The 18,627-nt window shown below is 62.7% G+C and carries 14 protein-coding genes; 12 read left to right on the forward strand and 2 right to left on the reverse strand.

Annotated features, from left to right (window positions below):
• Nucleotides 1–42: 42 nt before the first annotated feature.
• From glpK to ACK56M_RS23400, 11 genes are all read left to right on the forward strand, one after another.
• Nucleotides 43–1,542: a glycerol kinase GlpK gene (gene glpK, locus ACK56M_RS23350; RefSeq protein ID WP_015271569.1), complete on the forward strand. Its 1,500-nt coding sequence runs from the start codon at nt 43–45 to the stop codon at nt 1,540–1,542.
• A gap of 276 nt (nt 1,543–1,818) precedes the next feature.
• Nucleotides 1,819–2,574: a DNA-binding transcriptional repressor GlpR gene (gene glpR / locus ACK56M_RS23355; RefSeq protein ID WP_015271570.1), complete on the forward strand. Its 756-nt coding sequence runs from the start codon at nt 1,819–1,821 to the stop codon at nt 2,572–2,574.
• A 252-nt stretch (nt 2,575–2,826) separates the two neighbouring features.
• Nucleotides 2,827–4,359: a glycerol-3-phosphate dehydrogenase gene (gene glpD / locus ACK56M_RS23360; RefSeq protein WP_100412734.1), complete on the forward strand. Its 1,533-nt coding sequence runs from the start codon at nt 2,827–2,829 to the stop codon at nt 4,357–4,359.
• A 98-nt stretch (nt 4,360–4,457) separates the two neighbouring features.
• Nucleotides 4,458–8,639, forward strand: coding sequence for an NEL-type E3 ubiquitin ligase domain-containing protein (locus tag ACK56M_RS23365; protein ID WP_411959095.1), 4,182 nt, complete (start codon nt 4,458–4,460; stop codon nt 8,637–8,639).
• 321 nt (nt 8,640–8,960) lie between these two features.
• Nucleotides 8,961–9,878, forward strand: a complete 918-nt coding sequence (locus tag ACK56M_RS23370; protein WP_015271573.1) for a glutamate/aspartate ABC transporter substrate-binding protein — start codon at nt 8,961–8,963, stop codon at nt 9,876–9,878.
• Nucleotides 9,879–10,019: 141 nt separating this feature from the next.
• Complete coding sequence (locus ACK56M_RS23375) at nt 10,020–10,766, forward strand: amino acid ABC transporter permease (protein WP_015271574.1); 747 nt, start codon at nt 10,020–10,022, stop codon at nt 10,764–10,766.
• Nucleotides 10,767–11,438, forward strand: a complete 672-nt coding sequence (locus ACK56M_RS23380) for an amino acid ABC transporter permease (RefSeq protein WP_013973970.1) — start codon at nt 10,767–10,769, stop codon at nt 11,436–11,438.
• Nucleotides 11,435–12,169 carry an amino acid ABC transporter ATP-binding protein gene (locus tag ACK56M_RS23385; protein WP_015271575.1) on the forward strand — a complete coding sequence of 245 codons (735 nt, stop codon included), beginning with the start codon at nt 11,435–11,437 and terminating at the stop codon, nt 12,167–12,169. The genes ACK56M_RS23380 and ACK56M_RS23385 overlap by 4 nt, the downstream gene beginning before the upstream one ends.
• 72 nt (nt 12,170–12,241) lie before the next feature.
• Nucleotides 12,242–14,146 (forward strand): sensor histidine kinase, encoded by a 1,905-nt coding sequence (locus ACK56M_RS23390; protein ID WP_015271576.1) that lies wholly within the window; start codon nt 12,242–12,244, stop codon nt 14,144–14,146.
• 47 nt (nt 14,147–14,193) lie between these two features.
• On the forward strand, nt 14,194–15,471 hold the full coding sequence (locus ACK56M_RS23395) for a sigma-54-dependent transcriptional regulator (protein WP_243897564.1): 1,278 nt from the start codon (nt 14,194–14,196) through the stop codon (nt 15,469–15,471).
• Nucleotides 15,472–15,496: 25 nt separating this feature from the next.
• The gene (locus tag ACK56M_RS23400) at nt 15,497–15,832 is read left to right on the forward strand and encodes a GlpM family protein (protein ID WP_015271577.1); all 336 of its coding nucleotides are present in this window, start codon (nt 15,497–15,499) and stop codon (nt 15,830–15,832) included.
• A 168-nt stretch (nt 15,833–16,000) separates the two neighbouring features.
• On the opposite strand, the gene ACK56M_RS23405 is transcribed toward ACK56M_RS23400, so the two are convergent.
• A complete protein-coding gene (locus ACK56M_RS23405; protein WP_024087669.1) occupies nt 16,001–16,996 on the reverse strand; it encodes an alpha/beta fold hydrolase in 996 nt (331 codons plus the stop codon).
• A gap of 196 nt (nt 16,997–17,192) precedes the next feature.
• On the opposite strand from ACK56M_RS23405, the gene metR reads away from it, so the two are divergent.
• The gene (metR, locus tag ACK56M_RS23410) at nt 17,193–18,110 is read left to right on the forward strand and encodes a transcriptional regulator MetR (protein WP_003258025.1); all 918 of its coding nucleotides are present in this window, start codon (nt 17,193–17,195) and stop codon (nt 18,108–18,110) included.
• Here the strand turns inward: metR and ACK56M_RS23415 are convergent.
• On the reverse strand, nt 18,094–18,507 hold the full coding sequence (locus ACK56M_RS23415; RefSeq protein WP_054573736.1) for an NUDIX hydrolase: 414 nt from the start codon (nt 18,505–18,507) through the stop codon (nt 18,094–18,096). The two genes, metR and ACK56M_RS23415, sit on opposite strands and share 17 nt — an antisense overlap.
• Nucleotides 18,508–18,627 lie beyond the last annotated feature (120 nt).

Consider the following 18,627-nt stretch of genomic DNA (forward strand, 5'->3'; position numbering starts at 1 on the left):
CACGCCCAGCCCTGACCCCCTATTTTCGCAAGGCCTACGACCATGACAGACACCCAGGATAAGAACTACATCATCGCCCTGGACCAGGGCACCACGAGTTCGCGGGCCATTATTTTCGACCGCGACGCCAATGTGGTGGGGACCTCCCAGCGCGAGTTCGCCCAGCACTACCCGCAGGCGGGCTGGGTCGAGCACGACCCGATGGAAATCTTTGCCACGCAGAGCGCGACCATGGTCGAGGCCTTGGCCCAGGCGGGCATCAGCCACGCCCAGGTCGCCGCACTGGGTATCACCAACCAACGTGAAACCACCGTGGTGTGGGACAAGGAAACCGGCCGCCCGGTGTACAACGCCATCGTCTGGCAGTGCCGCCGCAGCACCGAGATCTGCGCCCAGCTCAAGCGCGACGGCCATGAAGACTACATTCGCGAAACCACTGGCCTGGTCACCGACCCATACTTCTCCGGCACCAAGCTGAAGTGGATCCTCGACAATGTCGAGGGTGCCCGCGAACGCGCCGAGCGCGGCGAGCTGCTGTTCGGCACCATCGATACCTGGCTGATCTGGAAGTTCTCCGGCGGCAAGGTGCATGTCACTGATTACACCAACGCCTCGCGCACGCTGATGTTCAACATCCACAGCCTGCAGTGGGACGACAAGCTCCTGGAAATCCTCGGCATCCCACGGCAGATGCTGCCCGAAGTACGCCCTTCCTCCGAGGTCTACGGCCATACCAAGAGCGGTATCGCCATTGCCGGTATCGCCGGTGATCAGCAATCGGCACTGTTCGGCCAGATGTGCGTGGAACCGGGCCAGGCCAAGAACACCTATGGCACCGGCTGCTTCCTGCTGATGAACACCGGTGACCAGGCGGTGAAGTCGTCCCATGGCCTGCTAACCACCATCGCCTGCGGCCCGCGTGGTGAAGTGGCCTATGCGCTGGAGGGTGCAGTGTTCAATGGTGGTTCCACCGTGCAGTGGCTGCGTGACGAACTGAAGATCGTCAACGACGCACTGGATACCGAATACTTCGCCAGCAAGGTCAAGGACAGCAACGGCGTATACCTGGTGCCTGCCTTCACCGGCCTGGGTGCCCCGTACTGGGACCCGTATGCCCGTGGCGCACTGTTCGGCCTGACCCGTGGCGTGAAGGTGGACCACATCATCCGCGCCGCGCTGGAATCGATCGCCTACCAGACTCGCGACGTGCTTGACGCAATGCAGCAGGATTGCGGCCAGCGCCTGTCCGAGCTGCGCGTGGACGGCGGCGCGGTGGCCAACAACTTCCTCATGCAGTTCCAGGCCGACATCCTCGGCACCTGCGTGGAGCGGCCGAAGATGCGCGAAACCACGGCGCTGGGGGCGGCCTACCTGGCAGGCCTGGCCTGTGGCTTCTGGAGCGGCCTGGACGAACTGCGCGACAAGGCGATCATCGAGCGCGAGTTCAGCCCGCAGCTGGATGAAACGCAGAAAGAGAAGCTGTACGCAGGCTGGAAGAAGGCAGTCGACCGTACCCGTGACTGGGAAGATCACGAGGCCTGATCCTACCTGACAGGCGCTACACCACGTGTAGGAGCGGCCTTATGTCGCGAAAGGGCCGCGAAGCGGCCCCAGCAGCATTTGCTATGACGCGAAAATCCTGGGGCCGCTTCACGGCCCTTTCGCGACACAAGGCCGCTCCTACAAAGAAGCGCCAGCGCAGGCCACAAAATCGATGCAGGGCATTTGTCCCCGCCGCCGCCCCGATAGTCTACTGGTCGTAGTCCGCGTCCTACGGCATCATTGCAGCATTTGTCCGGCAGCCCCAAAGGACCGCCCATGAATCTGCCCCCTCGCCAACAACAAATCCTCGAACTGGTGCGCGAACGCGGTTACGTCAGTATCGAAGAAATGGCGCAGCTGTTCGTCGTCACACCGCAAACCATCCGCCGTGATATCAACCAGCTGGCCGAGCTCAATCTGCTACGCCGCTACCACGGGGGCGCGGCCTACGACTCGAGCATCGAGAACACCGCCTACGCCATGCGCGCCGATCAGATGCGCGACGAAAAGCAACGCATCGCCGAAGCCGTGGCACGGCAGATTCCCGACCATGCCTCGCTGTTCATCAACATCGGCACCACCACCGAATCCATCGCCCGGGCACTGCTCAACCACAACCACCTGAAAGTCATCACCAACAACCTGCACGTGGCCGCGATCCTAGCCGCCAAGGACGATTTCGAAGTGCTGGTGGCAGGTGGCACGGTTCGCCGTGATGGCGGCGTCGTCGGCCAGGCCAGTGTCGACTTCATCAACCAGTTCAAGGTCGACTTCGCCCTGGTGGGCATCAGCGGCATCGACGAAGATGGCAGCCTGCTCGATTTCGATTACCAGGAAGTGCGGGTATCCCAGGCAATCATCGCCAATGCCCGACAAGTGATCCTTGCCGCCGACTCCAGCAAGTTCGGGCGCAACGCCATGGTGCGCATGGGCTCGATCAGCCTGGTCGACTGCCTGGTGACCGACCAGGCGCCAACTCCCACCCTCACCCAGCTGCTGAACCAGTACAAGATCCGGCTTGAGGTGGTTTGAGGGCTGACAGGCGCATGCCGCAAGGTTTGTCGCGCCTGTGAGATCGAGCGTCGCCCGCGCCGCGCTCGATCTCACAGGCGCGATACCTTTCAAACCGATCATCCAAAACTTTCGTAAATGTTCATTTCATTGTCATCTGATCAGTTTTTTCTATGAAGACTGACTGGCGACCAGCTTTCTGTTGCGCTAGTATTTTCGAAAACGAACATCAATGTTCATATTCGATGTGAACAGCCCCAGGAGGCCTTGCCCGTGTCCCAGCCCGTTTCGTCCCAGCCCCAAGTCGCCGACTGCTATGACCTCGCCGTGATCGGCGGCGGCATCAATGGCGTGGGCATCGCTGCCGACGCCGCCGGGCGTGGCCTCAAGGTATTCCTCTGCGAAAAGGACGACCTGGCCCAGCACACCTCGTCGGCCAGCAGCAAACTGATCCACGGCGGCCTGCGCTACCTGGAGCACTACGAGTTCCGCCTGGTGCGTGAAGCGCTGGCCGAGCGCGAAGTGCTGCTGGCCAAAGCCCCGCACATCGTCAAGCCGATGCGCTTCGTGCTGCCGCACCGCCCGCACTTGCGCCCTGCCTGGATGATTCGCGCTGGCCTGTTCCTCTACGATCACCTGGGCAAGCGCAAGCGCCTGGGTGCTTCGCGCAGCCTGCGCTTCGGCCCGGGATACCCGCTCAAGCCTGCGATCAGCCGTGGTTTCGAATACGCCGACTGCGCGGTGGACGATGCCCGCCTGGTAGTGCTGAATGCGATGGCCGCACGGGAAAAAGGTGCCCATATCCATACCCGCACCCGCTGCCTGCGCGCGGAGCGTGTGGATGGCCTGTGGCAAGTGGAGTTGCAGCACGCTGACGGCCGCCTGCAGACCATTCGCGCCCGTGCCCTGGTCAATGCCGCCGGGCCGTGGGTGGCCAGCTTCATCAAGGACGACCTCAAGCTCGATGCCCCCTACGGCATCCGCCTGATCCAGGGCAGCCACATCATTGTGCCGCGCATGTACGAAGGCGAACACGCTTACATCCTGCAGAACGAGGACCAGCGTATCGTCTTCTGCATCCCGTACCTGGAGCGTTTCACGCTGATCGGCACCACCGATCGCGAGTACAGCGGCGACCCCGCCAAAGTCGCGATCACCGAGCAGGAAACCGATTATCTGCTCAAAGTGGTCAACGCCCATTTCAACCACCAGATCAGCCGCAGCGACATCGTGCACACCTATTCCGGCGTGCGCCCACTGTGCAACGACGAATCGGACAATCCGTCCGCGGTCACCCGCGACTACACCCTGGCGCTGTCCGCCAGTGAAGGGCAAGCGCCGTTGCTGTCGGTATTCGGTGGCAAGCTGACCACCTACCGCAAACTGGCCGAATCGGCGATGGCCGAGCTCAAGCCGCACTTCCCACAGATGCGCGGCAGCTGGACCGCTGGCGCGCCGCTACCTGGTGGTGAGCAAATGACCACGGTGCAGGCTCTGGTAGATGCGGTGCTGGCGCGCTGTGGCTGGTTGCCGGTCGATATCGCCAGGCGCTGGGTGCTGACCTATGGCAGCCGTGTATGGCAGTTGCTGGAGGGCGTGCAAGGGCCGGAAGACCTGGGCCAGGCAATTGGTGGTGGGTTGTTCGCTCGAGAGGTGGACTACCTCGCCAGCAACGAATGGGCCTGCAGCGCTGAAGACATTCTCTGGCGCCGCACCAAGCTGGGCCTGTTCACCAGCGCGGGCGAACAACAGGTGCTTGCAGACTACCTGCAACAAGAGCAGCAGGCGCGCACCCAGGCAGCGTGACTCCCTGGCCCGCCCACACGCGCCAGGCGCAAGCGCCTGGCTGTCAAGCGGGCCATTCGGCGCAGCAGTAACTACCGCCAAACCACATTATCGGCGTGATGCTCTGGGGTCTTTCTAACCCCGGAGAACATCACGTGCCACCCACCGAATACAACCCGTCCTATTCAGTCGACGCCCTGATCGCCCAGCAACTGCCAGACTGGTTGACCGGCGCCGACACAACGCACCTGCAAGCCTACGGCAAGGCCTTGGGTGCACAACAACAGGCAGCGGACAGGCTTCGCCATCTGCTCGAAAGAATCCCTCGCCTCGAAGACTTCGCCCTGCCCCTGCTCGAACGCGCGCTACGTGAGCAGAGAGTGGGGCATATCGACGCGCGACGGGGTCACGTGGTCGTGAGCGAAGAGTTCCAACTACCTTCGGCCGCAGAGCATTTCTACAAGCCGACTGTAATCCATAGCACACGACAAACCCTGCTGGCTGCCGCCCTGCATAACTTCGAAGCACACGAAGCTGAACCGTGGCTGTTGCGTAAAGCGCATCTGGAAAACGAGAAAGGCGAAAAGCTGGCCATGACCTTCGAGCAATTCGTTCGCCTGTGCCGCTCGCTGGATCTGGGCGGCAAGTATCAGGTGCTGCTCAAGACAGTGCTCGAACCCAAGGCTGGGCGTGGCCAGCCGGGCGATCAGGCGCGCACGACAATAAGGCACCTGTTTGAAACCGGCGTACGAACGCGCATGCAAGCAGCGGTTTACGAGGCCAGGTTCAAGCGGCAACTGGATGAGCGGGATCTGCTTCGGCTGCGGTCGATGCTGGAAACCCCTGCGCTCACACCCTATGGCAAAGGCACGCTGACACCTCGCCAACTCTATCTGCTCGGCAAGTGCGTGACGGGGGTCATCACTCTCGAATGGCGCCCTGCCTTGGCTGCCGACATCGACGAGATCATCGTCTGGATACCCGATGCCCCCGGGCAAAGCCTGTGCTTTTACGACAGTTGGAACGATGTGTACAGCGACCTGGCCACTCGCCTCAAACAGCAGCCATTCCGCAGGTTTTTCAAGCGTTTCATCAAGGCGCGGGACACCAGCGCTTTCGACAAGGAACTTGCACAACGGCTGGTAGCGTCGCCTGGAAAGAAACTGCAGCTCGACGGGCGAAACCTGCCCATAGAGGGGGATGTGTTCGCACATGTACGAGCGCTTTTGCTCGGACGAATGTTCGATGATGCAGCCTACCTGGCTGTGCCCACGGACGTCGAAGACCGCCTGAGCAGACATCAGCGCTTGCAGGGCATGCTCAGCGCCGGGTTGGACCTGCTGGGGCTGGCAGCTCTGGTCGTACCGGTATTGGGAGACCTGCTGCTGGTCGTCAGCGCGGCGCAATTGCTCGATGAAGTCTACGAAGGCTACCAGGACTGGCAGCTAGGTGATCGCCAAGGTGCACTGGACCACTTGTTCAACGTAGCCCAGGGCCTGGCGACCACAGGCCTGACTGCAGGTGCGCTGCATACGCTGCGACGAATACCTTTTGTCGACAGGCTTGCGCCAACGGTGTTGCCCGGCCGCGGCGTAAGGCTGACCAGAAACCTCCGCTACCTGCCTGCCGAGGAAAATGTCTCGGTATTATTGGAAGGCCTGCAAGGGGAGCACTTTGCCGACACGTTGTCAGACCATGGCCGGATGCTTCTGCAGGTCACAGGCCTGTCCGTGGACCAACTGCGCCGACTTTGCCTGGAGAACGCTCCACCACCCGCGCGGCTGCTAGACATCCACGACCGGATCAAGCTGCACCAGCAGGATCCGACCCTGAAAGGGCTGGCCTTCGAGCAAAAACTTCAGGCATGGCAAACACCGCTATCCATCGACCAGGCCAAGCTGATCGGCGCCTTTCGGGGGCTGTCGCCAAGGGGCGCCCAGGAAGTCATCGACCATTGCAGTAGCGCCCAGATAGAACAGTTGCATGCTTCCGGGCGGATACCACTGAGCATGGCGCAACATGCACGATGGTATGAACATGCCAGCCGTATTGACCGAGCTTGTCTCGGCTTGCGCCTACAGAACCTGACCAACACCGATAGCGAAATACTGGCGCTACGCCTCATCGAGCGGGAAGCCCCGTGGCCAGACTCAGTACGGGTCGAATTACGCCACGGGGGCCTGGAGGGATTACAGATATTCGCCAGCCAGAGCGAGACCGCGCAGAAGGTGCGCACCATTGTCAAAAATGAGCAAGGCTACGCCTTGGCTGGCGAAGAAACCCAGGGCAAGTCCTTGCTGGCAGCGCTCCTGCGGTGCCTGGACGACGAGCAGAAAACCCGGTTGGGGAACCGCAACCTGCAGCTCAGGGAACTGCGCGACAAACTGGCCATGGCAGCCGAACAGGATCGCGACTCCACGGCTAGCCTGCTCGACCTGCCCGGCATCCGCGCAACTATCAGGCCGCCCCGGCGTTTCGCCGACGGCAGGCTGGCCTATACACTCAGCGGCGGTGGTGAAAGCAGCCAAAGCGCTATTCGCCGAGGGATCCATCAAATATTCCCCACACTCTCCGAACTGCAACTGGACGCTTACCTCGAAGCAGTCCGCCAGCGCGGGGAGAGCTTGTGGGACCATTACCAGGCGCTGCAACGCCAGCTTGCCGACCTGCGCGAAACACTTCGGGTCTGGCAGGCCGGTTGGCAATCTCCGATCGACGCCATTCGCAGACGCCGGGTAGCCGATACCCTTCGCCGCAGTTGGCGGCGCAAACTGGTGGACGGCAACGACCAATATGAACTGACCATAGACGGCGAGCACATCGATGCCTTGCCAGACCTGCCGGAGGGTGTGGAATACCGACACGTGCGCCGGCTGACGTTACGCAACATGCGCCTGCAGCAGATCGATGCGCGCTTCCTAAGGCTGTTCCCCAACGTCGTGGACCTGGACCTGAGCGGCAACCAGCTGACATTGGTTCCCGAGGGCATCGAGGGCCTCAGCCAGCTACGGCGCTTGAACCTGAGCAACAACCTGATTGCGATGGACGCAGCAGGTAGCAGCCGCCTGGCTCAGTTGCAGCGGCTGGATACCCTGATACTCAATTACAACCCCCTCAACGGCATGCCCGACCTCTCGGCCTTGCCACATGTGCGGGACCTGCGCCTGCGAGCAACGGGCCAGGCGGATATTGGCCTGGTCCACCAGAGCGTAGCGCTACGCACCCATATCGACTTGCGCGACAACAGAATCAGCGAGTTGCAGCGCGAGATGCGCGGCTTGCGCCTGCGCCTGCAAAGGCTGAACCTGCATGACAATCCATTGAGCGAAGGCAGCATCGAGTATCTGGACGAAGCACAGGGTGCCAGCGAAACAGGCGCCCGAGGCAGCGCGTCGTATGCCCACGAGCCAATAGATGAAGAAACCCGTGCAACCTGGGTAGCGTCCAGAAACGAGCTCCTCCGTGCAGAACGGGAGGCAGCCTGGGACCGCCTGAGCGAGGAGCCGGGCTCTGGAGGCCTGTTCAGATTCCTGGCCGACTTTGCCCAGAGCGAAGACTTCGAGGCCCATCCGCGGCATTTTCGACGCCGTCTCTGGCACATCCTCGAAGCCTGCGAAAACAATGAAGCGTTACGCGAGCAGTTGTTTCGCGAGGCCGACGGGCCGCGTACCTGCGAGGATCGCCTGTTGCTGCTGCTCAATCAGATGGAAGTGGGCGTGCTGGCCTTCCAGGGCATCGAAGGAGTACCAGCGGAAATGAGAGAGAGCCGCCTGCTGTATCTGGGCGGCCAGCTGCACCGCCTGGACCTGCTTGACGATATTGCCAACCGGCACATCCAGGCCCTGCGCGAAGCAGGACGCAGAGTAGATGAAATCGAAGTTCGGCTTTTCTATCGCCTGCGGCTGACAGGGCCACTTGACTTGCCAGCACCACCGGATGAGATGCACTTCGCATCATTCGCCCACGTGACAACGCGGGATCTGAATGCAGCAGAAATAGAAGTACTGCAAAGCTACAGCACCTTGTCGATGCTGGACGCGCTTGCAGGCCGCCCTTACTGGCAGAACTACCTGCGAGAAACCTATGCTGACCGTTTCGAGGCGACCGCAAGGCCTTATCACGAGCGAATGGAAGCGCTCGAGGCACGGGCCGTGGCCGGCCAGGAAGCGGGCTATGAAGACCAGGCCAGGGTTTTGATGCGCGAACTTGCCGCCGAGGAGTCAGTGCTGATACGCACCCTCACTACCGAGGCCTGGGCGCGCTGGAACCAGACGCCGAAAGAGCGGCTCATGCCCCACTGACCAGGCTGGCAGCACTGCGATCAGGCTCAGCATGGCAGCGGTCCTGATCGCTCGTGCATTGCGATGCAGGGCTGGCAATCCGTTCGGATTTCCGAACGATTAACCGCTATTCATTCGGTATGGCGAATGAAACTTACCGTCACACGATGAGTGCGAAAGGTTGATTCCCAATGAATTCGAGGCGTTATGATCAATGCCAGAGCTTGGCACGACTCATGCTCTACACTTGGTAGCCGAATGCAATCGTTTATTTCTGTATTCGTTGAACGAAGAGTCCGCCAACGGCTCCATAAAAAAAACAAACACGTCGAGGAAAATTTGATGCGCATCGTTCGTCAATTGCTGGGCGCCGCCATCGCGGCCGCCGTGATCGCTTCGCCGGCCATGGCCGAAGAACTGACCGGCACCCTGAAGAAGATCAAGGAGTCGGGCACCATCACCCTGGGCCACCGCGACTCCTCCATCCCGTTTTCCTACCTGGCCGGCAAGCCAGAGCCCGTGGGCTACTCGCATGACATCCAGCTGGCTGTCGTCGACGCCCTGAAGAAGCAGCTGGGCACGGACATCAAGGTCCGCTACAACCTCGTCACCTCCCAGACCCGCATCCCGCTGGTGCAGAACGGCACCGTAGACCTCGAGTGCGGCTCCACCACCAACAACGTCGAGCGCCAGCAGCAAGTCGGCTTCTCGGTCGGTATCTTCGAAGTCGGTACCCGCCTGCTGACCAAGGTCAAGGACGGTCAGCCGGCATACAAGGACTTCCCGGACCTGGCCGGCAAGAACGTGGTAACCACCGCAGGTACCACCTCCGAGCGCATCCTCAAGGCGATGAACGCCGACAAGCAGATGAAGATGAACGTGATTTCCGCCAAGGACCACGGTGAAGCCTTCAACATGCTCGAAAGCGGCCGCGCCGTGGCCTTCATGATGGACGACGCCCTGCTCGCCGGCGAAATGGCCAAGGCTCGCAAGCCGTCGGACTGGGTCATCACCGGTACCCCGCAGTCCTACGAGATCTACGGCTGCATGGTGCGCAAGGATGACGCGGCCTTCAAGAAAGCAGTCGATGACGCCATCGTCGGCTACTTCAAGTCGGGCGAAGTCAACAAGAGCTACGATAAATGGTTCCAACAGCCAATCCCGCCGAAGGGTCTGAACCTGCAGTTCCCGATGAGCGACGAGCTGAAGAAACTGATCGCCGAGCCGACCGACAAGGCTGCGGACGAGAAAAAGTCCTGACCACCAGCCCATGGCCTGTTGCGCTGCAAAGCGCGAATTAAACCTGCAGGCCACCCGTTAGTGTCTAACCTTTCATCCGAGGGCTTATGCCCTCGGATGTTGGAAGGTGCCCGTGAAACAACCGTCTGAGGGGAAATCCCGATGAATTACAACTGGGACTGGGGCGTGTTCTTCAAGTCCACCGGCGTGGGCAGCGAAACCTATCTGGACTGGTACGTCACCGGCCTGGGCTGGACCATCGCCATCGCCATCTCCGCCTGGGTCATCGCCTTGCTGCTGGGCTCGGTCCTCGGTGTCATGCGCACCGTGCCGAACCGTTTGGTATCGGGTATCGCCACCGCCTATGTGGAGCTGTTCCGCAACGTACCGCTGCTGGTGCAGCTGTTCATCTGGTACTTCCTGGTGCCAGACCTGCTGCCAGAAGGCCTGCAGGAATGGTTCAAGCAGGACCTCAACCCGACCACCTCGGCGCTGATCAGCGTGGTCATCTGCCTGGGCCTGTTCACTGCCGCCCGCGTGTGCGAGCAGGTGCGTACCGGCATCCAGGCGCTGCCCCGCGGCCAGGAAGCCGCCGCCCGCGCCATGGGCTTCAGCCTGTCGCAGATCTACACCAACGTGCTGCTGCCACAAGCCTACCGGATCATCATTCCGCCGCTCACCTCGGAATTCCTGAACGTGTTCAAGAACTCGTCGGTGGCGTCGCTGATCGGCCTGATGGAACTGCTGGCACAAACCAAGCAGACCGCTGAGTTCTCGGCGAACCTGTTCGAGGCCTTCACCTTGGCCACGCTGATCTACTTCACCCTGAACATGGGCCTGATGCTGCTGATGCGCATGGTCGAGAAAAAAGTCTCGGTGCCCGGCCTGATTTCCGTAGGGGGCAAATAAATGGACATGGATTTCAGCGAAATCATCCCGGCCCTGCCTGCCCTTTGGGAAGGCATGGTCATGACCCTGCAGCTGATGATAATGGGCGTGGTTGGCGGGATTGTACTGGGGACCATCCTGGCCCTGATGCGCCTGTCGTCGAGCAAGCTGCTGTCGAACGTGGCCGGCGCCTACGTCAACTACTTCCGCTCGATCCCGCTGCTGCTGGTAATCACCTGGTTCTACCTGGCAGTACCATTCGTGCTGCGCTGGATTACCGGCGAGGACACCCCGGTAGGTGCTTTCACCTCCTGCGTGGTGGCATTCATGATGTTCGAGGCCGCGTACTTCTGCGAAATCGTCCGCGCCGGCGTGCAGTCGATCTCCAAAGGCCAGATGGGCGCCGCCCAGGCCCTGGGCATGACCTACGGCCAGACCATGCGCCTGATCATCTTGCCCCAGGCCTTCCGCAAGATGACGCCGCTGCTTTTGCAGCAGAGCATCATCCTGTTCCAGGACACCTCGCTGGTCTACACCGTGGGCCTGGTGGACTTCCTCAACTCGGCACGCTCCAACGGCGACATCATCGGGCGCTCCCATGAGTTCCTGATCTTCGCCGGTGTCGTGTACTTCCTCATCAGCTTCTCCGCTTCGTGGCTGGTCAAGCGCCTGCAAAAAAGGATCGCCGTATGATTTCCATCAAGAACGTAAACAAGTGGTACGGGGACTTCCAGGTACTGACCGACTGCAGCACCGAGGTCAAGAAGGGTGAAGTGGTGGTGGTCTGCGGCCCGTCGGGCTCGGGCAAGTCCACCCTGATCAAGTGCGTCAACGCCCTGGAGCCGTTCCAGAAAGGTGACATCGTGGTCGACGGCACCTCCATCGCCGACCCCAAGACCAACCTGCCCAAGCTGCGTTCACGCGTTGGCATGGTGTTCCAGCACTTCGAGCTGTTCCCGCACCTGACCATCACCGAGAACCTGACCATTGCCCAGCGCAAGGTGCTTGGCCGTAGCGAAGCAGAAGCGACCAAGAAGGGCCTGGCCCTGCTCGACCGCGTCGGCCTCGGTGCCCACGCCAAGAAGCACCCCGGCCAGCTGTCCGGCGGCCAGCAGCAGCGCGTGGCCATCGCCCGCGCCCTGTCGATGGACCCGATCGTCATGCTGTTCGACGAACCGACCTCGGCCCTGGACCCGGAAATGGTCAACGAAGTACTGGACGTGATGGTCGAGCTGGCCCACGAAGGCATGACCATGATGTGCGTGACCCACGAAATGGGCTTCGCCCGCAAGGTGGCCAACCGCGTGATCTTCATGGACAAAGGCAACATCATCGAGGATTGCCAGAAGGAAGACTTCTTCGGCAACCCGAGTGCCCGCCACGAACGTACCCAGCACTTCCTCAGCAAGATCCTGCAACACTGATTTTGCTTCACTGAAGCGGTCGGCGCCGCTGCCCTTCGGGCAGCAGGCGCTGGCCGTGACAAGGCCACTGTGATGAAATGCGATCCTTCGCTTCTTCTCCCTGCCAAGCCTGCCGTGAAATCCCGCCTGCTCCGCCAATTGCTGTTACCGCCACTGATCATCCTGCTGATGGTCGGCCTGGGAATGGCTGGCTACCTGATCAGCGAGAGCAGCGGCATCCGCACCCTCAGCGAAAACGGCGAGCGCCAGCTGGAGCTGCACGCGCGCACGGTCGAGAGCGAAATCAGCAAGTACACCTACCTGCCGAGCCTGCTGGAGCTGGAAGACAGCGTCTCGCATCTGCTCACCGACCCTGACGGCGGCTCGCGGCAGACCGTCAACGAATACCTCGAAGGCCTGAACCGGCGCAGCCGCAGCCGGGCCATCTTCGTCCTCGACACCAACGGCCGTGTCCAGGCTACCAGCAACTGGCGCGATGCCGACTCGTTCCTCGGCGAGGACCTGTCGTTCCGGGCCTACTTCCAGACTGCCGTGCGCGGCGAACCCGGGCGTTTCTACGGTATCGGCAGTACAACCGGCGAGGCCGGCTATTACCTGGCCCACGGCCTGGAGGAGCATGGCAAGATCATTGGCGTGGCGGTGATCAAAGTGCGCCTGGACACCCTCGAGGAGCGCTGGCAGCGTGCCCGCCTGGAGGCGTTCGTCAGCGACGAGAACGGCATCATCATCCTCTCCAGCGACCCTGCCCGGCGCCTGAAGTCGGTACGCCCGCTGACCCCGCAGATCAAGGAGCGCCTGGCTCGCAGCCTGCAGTACTACTGGTGGCCGCTGAACGAACTGCAGCCCCTGGCACGGGAGACCCTGGCCGATGGTGTGGAAAAGCTGACCTTCCCGGCCAACAGCGAAACCGCACAGGGCAAGGCCCGCGAAATGGCCTACCTGGCCCAGACCCGGCGCCTGGTCGATACGCCCTGGCATTTCACCCTGCTGACCCCACTGCAGGACCTGCGCCGCGAATCCATGGTACAGGGCATCCTGGTGGGCGTGGCCTTCGCCTTGTTGGCGATCCTCGGCATCGCCTGGAACGAACGGCGCAAGGTCATCGCCACCCGCCTGGCAGCCCGCGAGGCCCTGCAGGAAGCCAACAGCCAGCTGGAACGACGGATTACCGAACGCACGGCCGACCTGCGTGCCAGCAACGAACGCCTGAAGGGCCAGATTCGCGAGCGCCGGCATGCCGAGCAGACCCTGCGCCACGCCCAGGACGAACTGGTACAGGCCGGCAAGCTGGCCGCCATCGGGCAGATGTCCACCAGCATTGCCCACGAACTGAACCAACCGCTGGCCGCGCTGCGTACGTTGTCCGGCAACACCGTGCGCTTCCTCGAACGCGGGGCGCTGGAAACCGCCAGCACCAACCTGCGTACCATGAACGACCTGATCGACCGCATGGGCCGAATCACCGCCAGCCTGCGCTCGTTCGCCCGACGCAGCGACGACAGTGGCCAGGCTTCGCTGGCCAAGGCGGTGGACGCTACCTTGCAGGTGCTGGCCAACCGCATCAGCGCCTGCCACCTGCAGTTGCACAATCAGTTCGAGGACCAGCAGCTTGCCATCGACCAGACCCGCCTGGAGCAGATCCTGGTCAACCTGATCGGCAACGCCCTGGATGCCATGGCCGCCCAACCGCTGCCGCAACTGTGGCTGGAGGGCGAGCTGCAGGGCGACAAGTACCGTTTGCAGGTGCGCGACAATGGCCACGGCATCGACGCCGAGGCGCGCAAGCACCTGTTCGAACCTTTCTTCACCACCAAGCCGGGCGAACACGGCCTGGGCCTGGGCCTGACCCTGTCGGCGAGCCTTGCCGCCGCCGCCAAGGGCAGCCTCAACGTCGAGCATCCCGCCAGCGGCGGTACGGCCTTCGTCCTGGCCCTGCCCCTGGTCTCACCCCCTAGCGAATCGGCAGAGCACCCATGAACCAAGCGCCTCTTACCGTCCTGATCGTCGAAGACGACCCGCATGTGCTGCTCGGCTGCCAACAGGCGCTGGCCCTGGAAGACATCGCCTGTGAAGGTGTGGGCAGCGCCGAGCAGGCGCTGGAGCGCATCGGCGACGACTTCGCCGGCATCGTCGTCAGCGATATACGCCTGCCGGGCATCGATGGCCTGGAGCTGCTCAACCGCCTCAAGGCCCGCGACCGCAGCCTGCCGGTGGTACTGATCACCGGCCACGGCGATATCGACATGGCGGTGGGCGCCATGCGCAATGGCGCCTACGACTTCATGGAAAAACCCTTCTCCCCGGAGCGCCTGGTCGACGTGGTGCGCCGCGCCCTCGAACAACGCGGGCTGTCGCGCGAAGTGGTGGCCCTGCGCCGCCAGTTGGCCGAGCAAAACAGCCTGGAGGGGCGCATCATTGGCCGTTCGCCGGCCATGGAGCATCTGCGCGAGCTGATCGCCAACGTCGCCGATACCTCGGCCAACGTGCTGATCGAAGGCGAAACCGGTACCGGCAAGGAACTGGTCGCCCGCTGCCTGCACGACTTCAGCCGTCGTCAGGGCCAGCCGTTCGTGGCACTTAACTGTGGCGGCTTGCCGGAAAACCTGTTCGAAAGCGAGATTTTCGGCCACGAGGCCAACGCCTTCACCGGTGCCGGCAAACGCCGCATCGGCAAGATCGAACACGCCAACGGCGGCACGCTGTTCCTCGACGAAGTGGAGAGCATGCCGATCAACCTGCAGATCAAGCTGTTGCGCGTGCTGCAGGAGCGCACCCTGGAGCGGCTGGGCTCGAACCAGAGCATTCCGGTGGACTGCCGGGTGATCGCCGCCACCAAGTCTGACCTGGATGCCATGGGCCAGAGTGGCCAGTTCCGCAGCGACCTGTATTACCGGCTGAACGTGGTGACACTGGAGCTGCCGCCGCTACGCGAGCGCCGCGAAGATATCCTGCAGCTGTTCGAACACTTCCTGCAGCAGTCGGCCCTGCGCTTCGACCGTGAAACACCTGCGCTGGACAGCCAGACCCTGTCGCGCCTGATGGCCCACGACTGGCCGGGCAACGTGCGTGAGCTGCGCAACGTCGCCGAACGCTATGCCCTCGGCCTGCCTGCGTTCAAGAAAGGCCCCAGCGGTGGTGCCAGCCAAGGCTTGGGCTTTGCCGAGGCGGTGGAAGCGTTCGAGCGCAACCTGCTCAGCGATGCCCTGCAACGTACTGGTGGCAACCTGAGCCAGGCCAGCCAGGAGCTGGGCATGGCCAAGACCACGTTGTTCGACAAAGTGAAGAAATACGGCCTCGGCTGACCTCAACCCAACCTGGAAAGACAACGTGGACCTGGTATTCAAAGCTGCCTTGGGTGCTGGTGTGGTGCTGCTGCTGGCGGTGCTGTCGAAGACACGCAATTACTACATCGCCGGGCTGGTGCCGCTGTTCCCCACCTTCGCCCTGATTGCCCACTACATTGTCGGCAAGGGGCGCAGCATTGCCGACCTGAAGACCACCATCCTGTTCGGCATGTGGTCGATCATTCCGTACTTCGTGTACCTGGCGACCTTGTATGTACTGGTCGACCGCATGCGCCTTGAGGCATCGCTGGCGCTGGCCACGGTGGCCTGGCTGATGGCTGCGACCGTGCTGGTGACCCTGTGGGTGCGGATGCACTGAGGCAGTCGGCTGACGCGGTCCGTGTAGGAGCGGCCTTGTGTCGCGATGGGGCGCGTAGCGGCCCCCGATTTCAGCTTCGCAACGAATATTGCCGGGGCCGCTTTGCGGCCCTTTCGCGACACAAGGCCGCTCCTACAGGGGATAGCATCAGCCTGGAAGCATGGAAATTCAGAGCCCTGCGATATGCGTGACATCCTGCCGATGTGCCTGCAGGTAGGGCAACACCGCCCCCAGCAGCGGCGCCTTGAACGGCTCCTGGAAGCGGTGCGCCAACCCCGGTATCAAACGCAGCTGGCTGCCCTGGATATGCGCCGCCAGGTGCACGCCATGCATCACCGGCAGCAACGGGTCGGCCGTGCCATGCACTACCAGGGTCGGCACCCGCAACTGGTTAAGCAACTCGACCCTGCTCGGTTCGGCCAGTATCGCCATGATCTGGCGCTTGGCCCCTTCAGGGTTGAACGCCCGGTCGTAGGCCACGGCCGCTTGCTGCAGCAAGGCCGCACGGTCGTCACGCACCTCGGGGCTACCCAGCGCCGCCAGCAGATCAGCCTGCTGCTCGATGGCCACTTCGCGGTTCGGCGCGCTGCGCCGGGCCAGCAACTGCACCAGCGCAGGATCCGGCGCCGGCAACCCCGCCGCCCCTGAACTGGACATGACCAGCGTCAGGCTGCGCACGCGCTCGGGCGCCATGGCAGCCAGGTGCTGGGCAATCATGCCGCCCATGCTCACCCCCAGCACATGAAACTGGCGCACGCCCAACGCATCCATCAAGCGCAGGCCATCGTCCGCCATGTCGGTCAGCGTATAGGGCGCAGCCACCGACAGGCCCAGCTTGTAGCGCAGCAGTTCGACCGTCAGGTTGGCCGTCGGTGGCAACTGGTTCCAGCGTGACAGGCCGACATCGCGGTTGTCATAGCGGATCACCCGAAAGCCCTGGCGGCACAACGCTTCGACCACGTCGTCCGGCCAGTGGATCAGCTGCCCTCCAAGGCCCATCACCAGCAGCAAGGCCGGGTCGCGTGGCGCACCGACGCTCTGGTAGACAAGGCTGACCGCGCCCAGCTCGGCACGCTGCACCGGCACGTGGGCGTCACAACGCTGTTCAGCGAAACTTGCAGGTACGCCGAATACAAAGAAAAGAAAAAGCCAAAAAGCCCGCATGAAAGAAACACCAGAATGCAGATCCCCAGTAGAGCGCGAGTCTGATGAATTCTGTTCGGGCGCGCTGCCACAGTTCAGTGACAGTTTGATGACTCCCGCCAGGCGGTGCGGCGGTACGCCCAGTCGACAGGCGCGGCAACATGAGGGAAACTCAACTCATTCCCTGTTTCCTCAAGTCCACTCACCGGAGTCAGCTGTGCTGGAGATCCGTCACCTGAAAACCCTTCATGCCCTGCGCGAGGCCGACAGCCTCGTGGAGGCTGCCGAGCGCCTGCACCTGACTCAGTCGGCGCTGTCGCACCAGTTCAAGGAACTGGAAGAACGCCTGGGCCTGCCGCTGTTCGTGCGCAAGACCAAGCCGATCCGCTTCACCAGCGCCGGGTTGCGTCTGCTGCAACTGGCCGATGCCACCCTGCCGCTGCTGCGCGGCGCCGAACGTGACATCGCGCGCCTGGCCGGCGGCACCGCCGGTCGTCTGCACATGGCCATCGAATGCCACAGCTGCTTCCAGTGGCTAATGCCGACCATCGACCAGTTCCGTGATGCCTGGCCGGAGGTGGAGCTGGACCTGGCCTCCGGCTTTGCCTTCGCACCACTGCCGGCCCTGGCCCGCGGCGACCTCGACCTGGTGGTGACCTCCGACCCGCTGGACCTGGCGGGCATCACCTACGTGCCGCTGTTCACCTACGAGGCAATGCTGGCGGTGGCCAACCAGCATCCGTTGGCCAGCAAGCCCTACATCGTGCCGCAGGACCTGCTCGACCAGACCCTCATCACCTACCCGGTGGAGCGCGACCGCCTGGACATCTTCACCCGCTTCCTGGAGCCAGCCGACATCGAGCCCGCCGCCGTGCGCACATCGGAGCTGACGGTGATGATGATGCAACTTGTGGCCAGTGGCCGTGGCGTGTGCGGCATGCCGCACTGGGCGCTGCACGAGTACAGTTCGCGCGGGTATGTGAAGGGCAAGCGCCTGGGTGAGAAAGGCCTGTTCGCCACGCTTTATGCCGCCGTGCGCACCGACATGCTCGATGCGCCATATATGCGCGACTTCTTGCTCACGGCCAAGGACACCTCGTTCGCCACCCTCGATGGCGTCAGCGCGGTGCGCTGACGGCCTGGCGGTATAGCGGCAGGATCAGGTCGCGGGTCAGGGGTGCAAGCTGCATGGCGGGTGCCTGGTCTGCGGCCAGCCACACCACCTCCTCGATCTCCGCGGCCGGCAGCACGGCTGCGGCGCTGTCGACACGGAACAGTTCGGCCTGTACCTCGAAGCCCGGCTCGTTGGCGGCCGGGGCGCTGAACCGGCCCAGGTGCACGGCCTGAGCTGGGTCGATGTGCAGGCCTAGTTCCTCATGCAGCTCGCGCACCAGCGCCTGCACCGGGGTTTCGCCAGCATCGATCTTGCCGCCGGGCTGCATGAAAGCCTGGGTGCCGCGCTTGCGTACCAGCAGGGTGCGGCCTTGGGAGTCGATCAACAGGGCCGCGGCTATGCGGATGGTGTTGGGCATGGGGGCTCACCTGAAACAATGGCCGGGGAGGATCCCATGGGGGTCCTTGCCCTGACAAGGCCAGTGTCTCATGTGCCGGCCTCTTCGCGGGTGAACCCGCTCCCACAGGTGCACCACAAG

This window comes from Pseudomonas sp. s4 (assembly GCF_046764235.1).
Classification (GTDB): Bacteria; Pseudomonadota; Gammaproteobacteria; order Pseudomonadales; family Pseudomonadaceae; genus Aquipseudomonas; species Aquipseudomonas asiatica.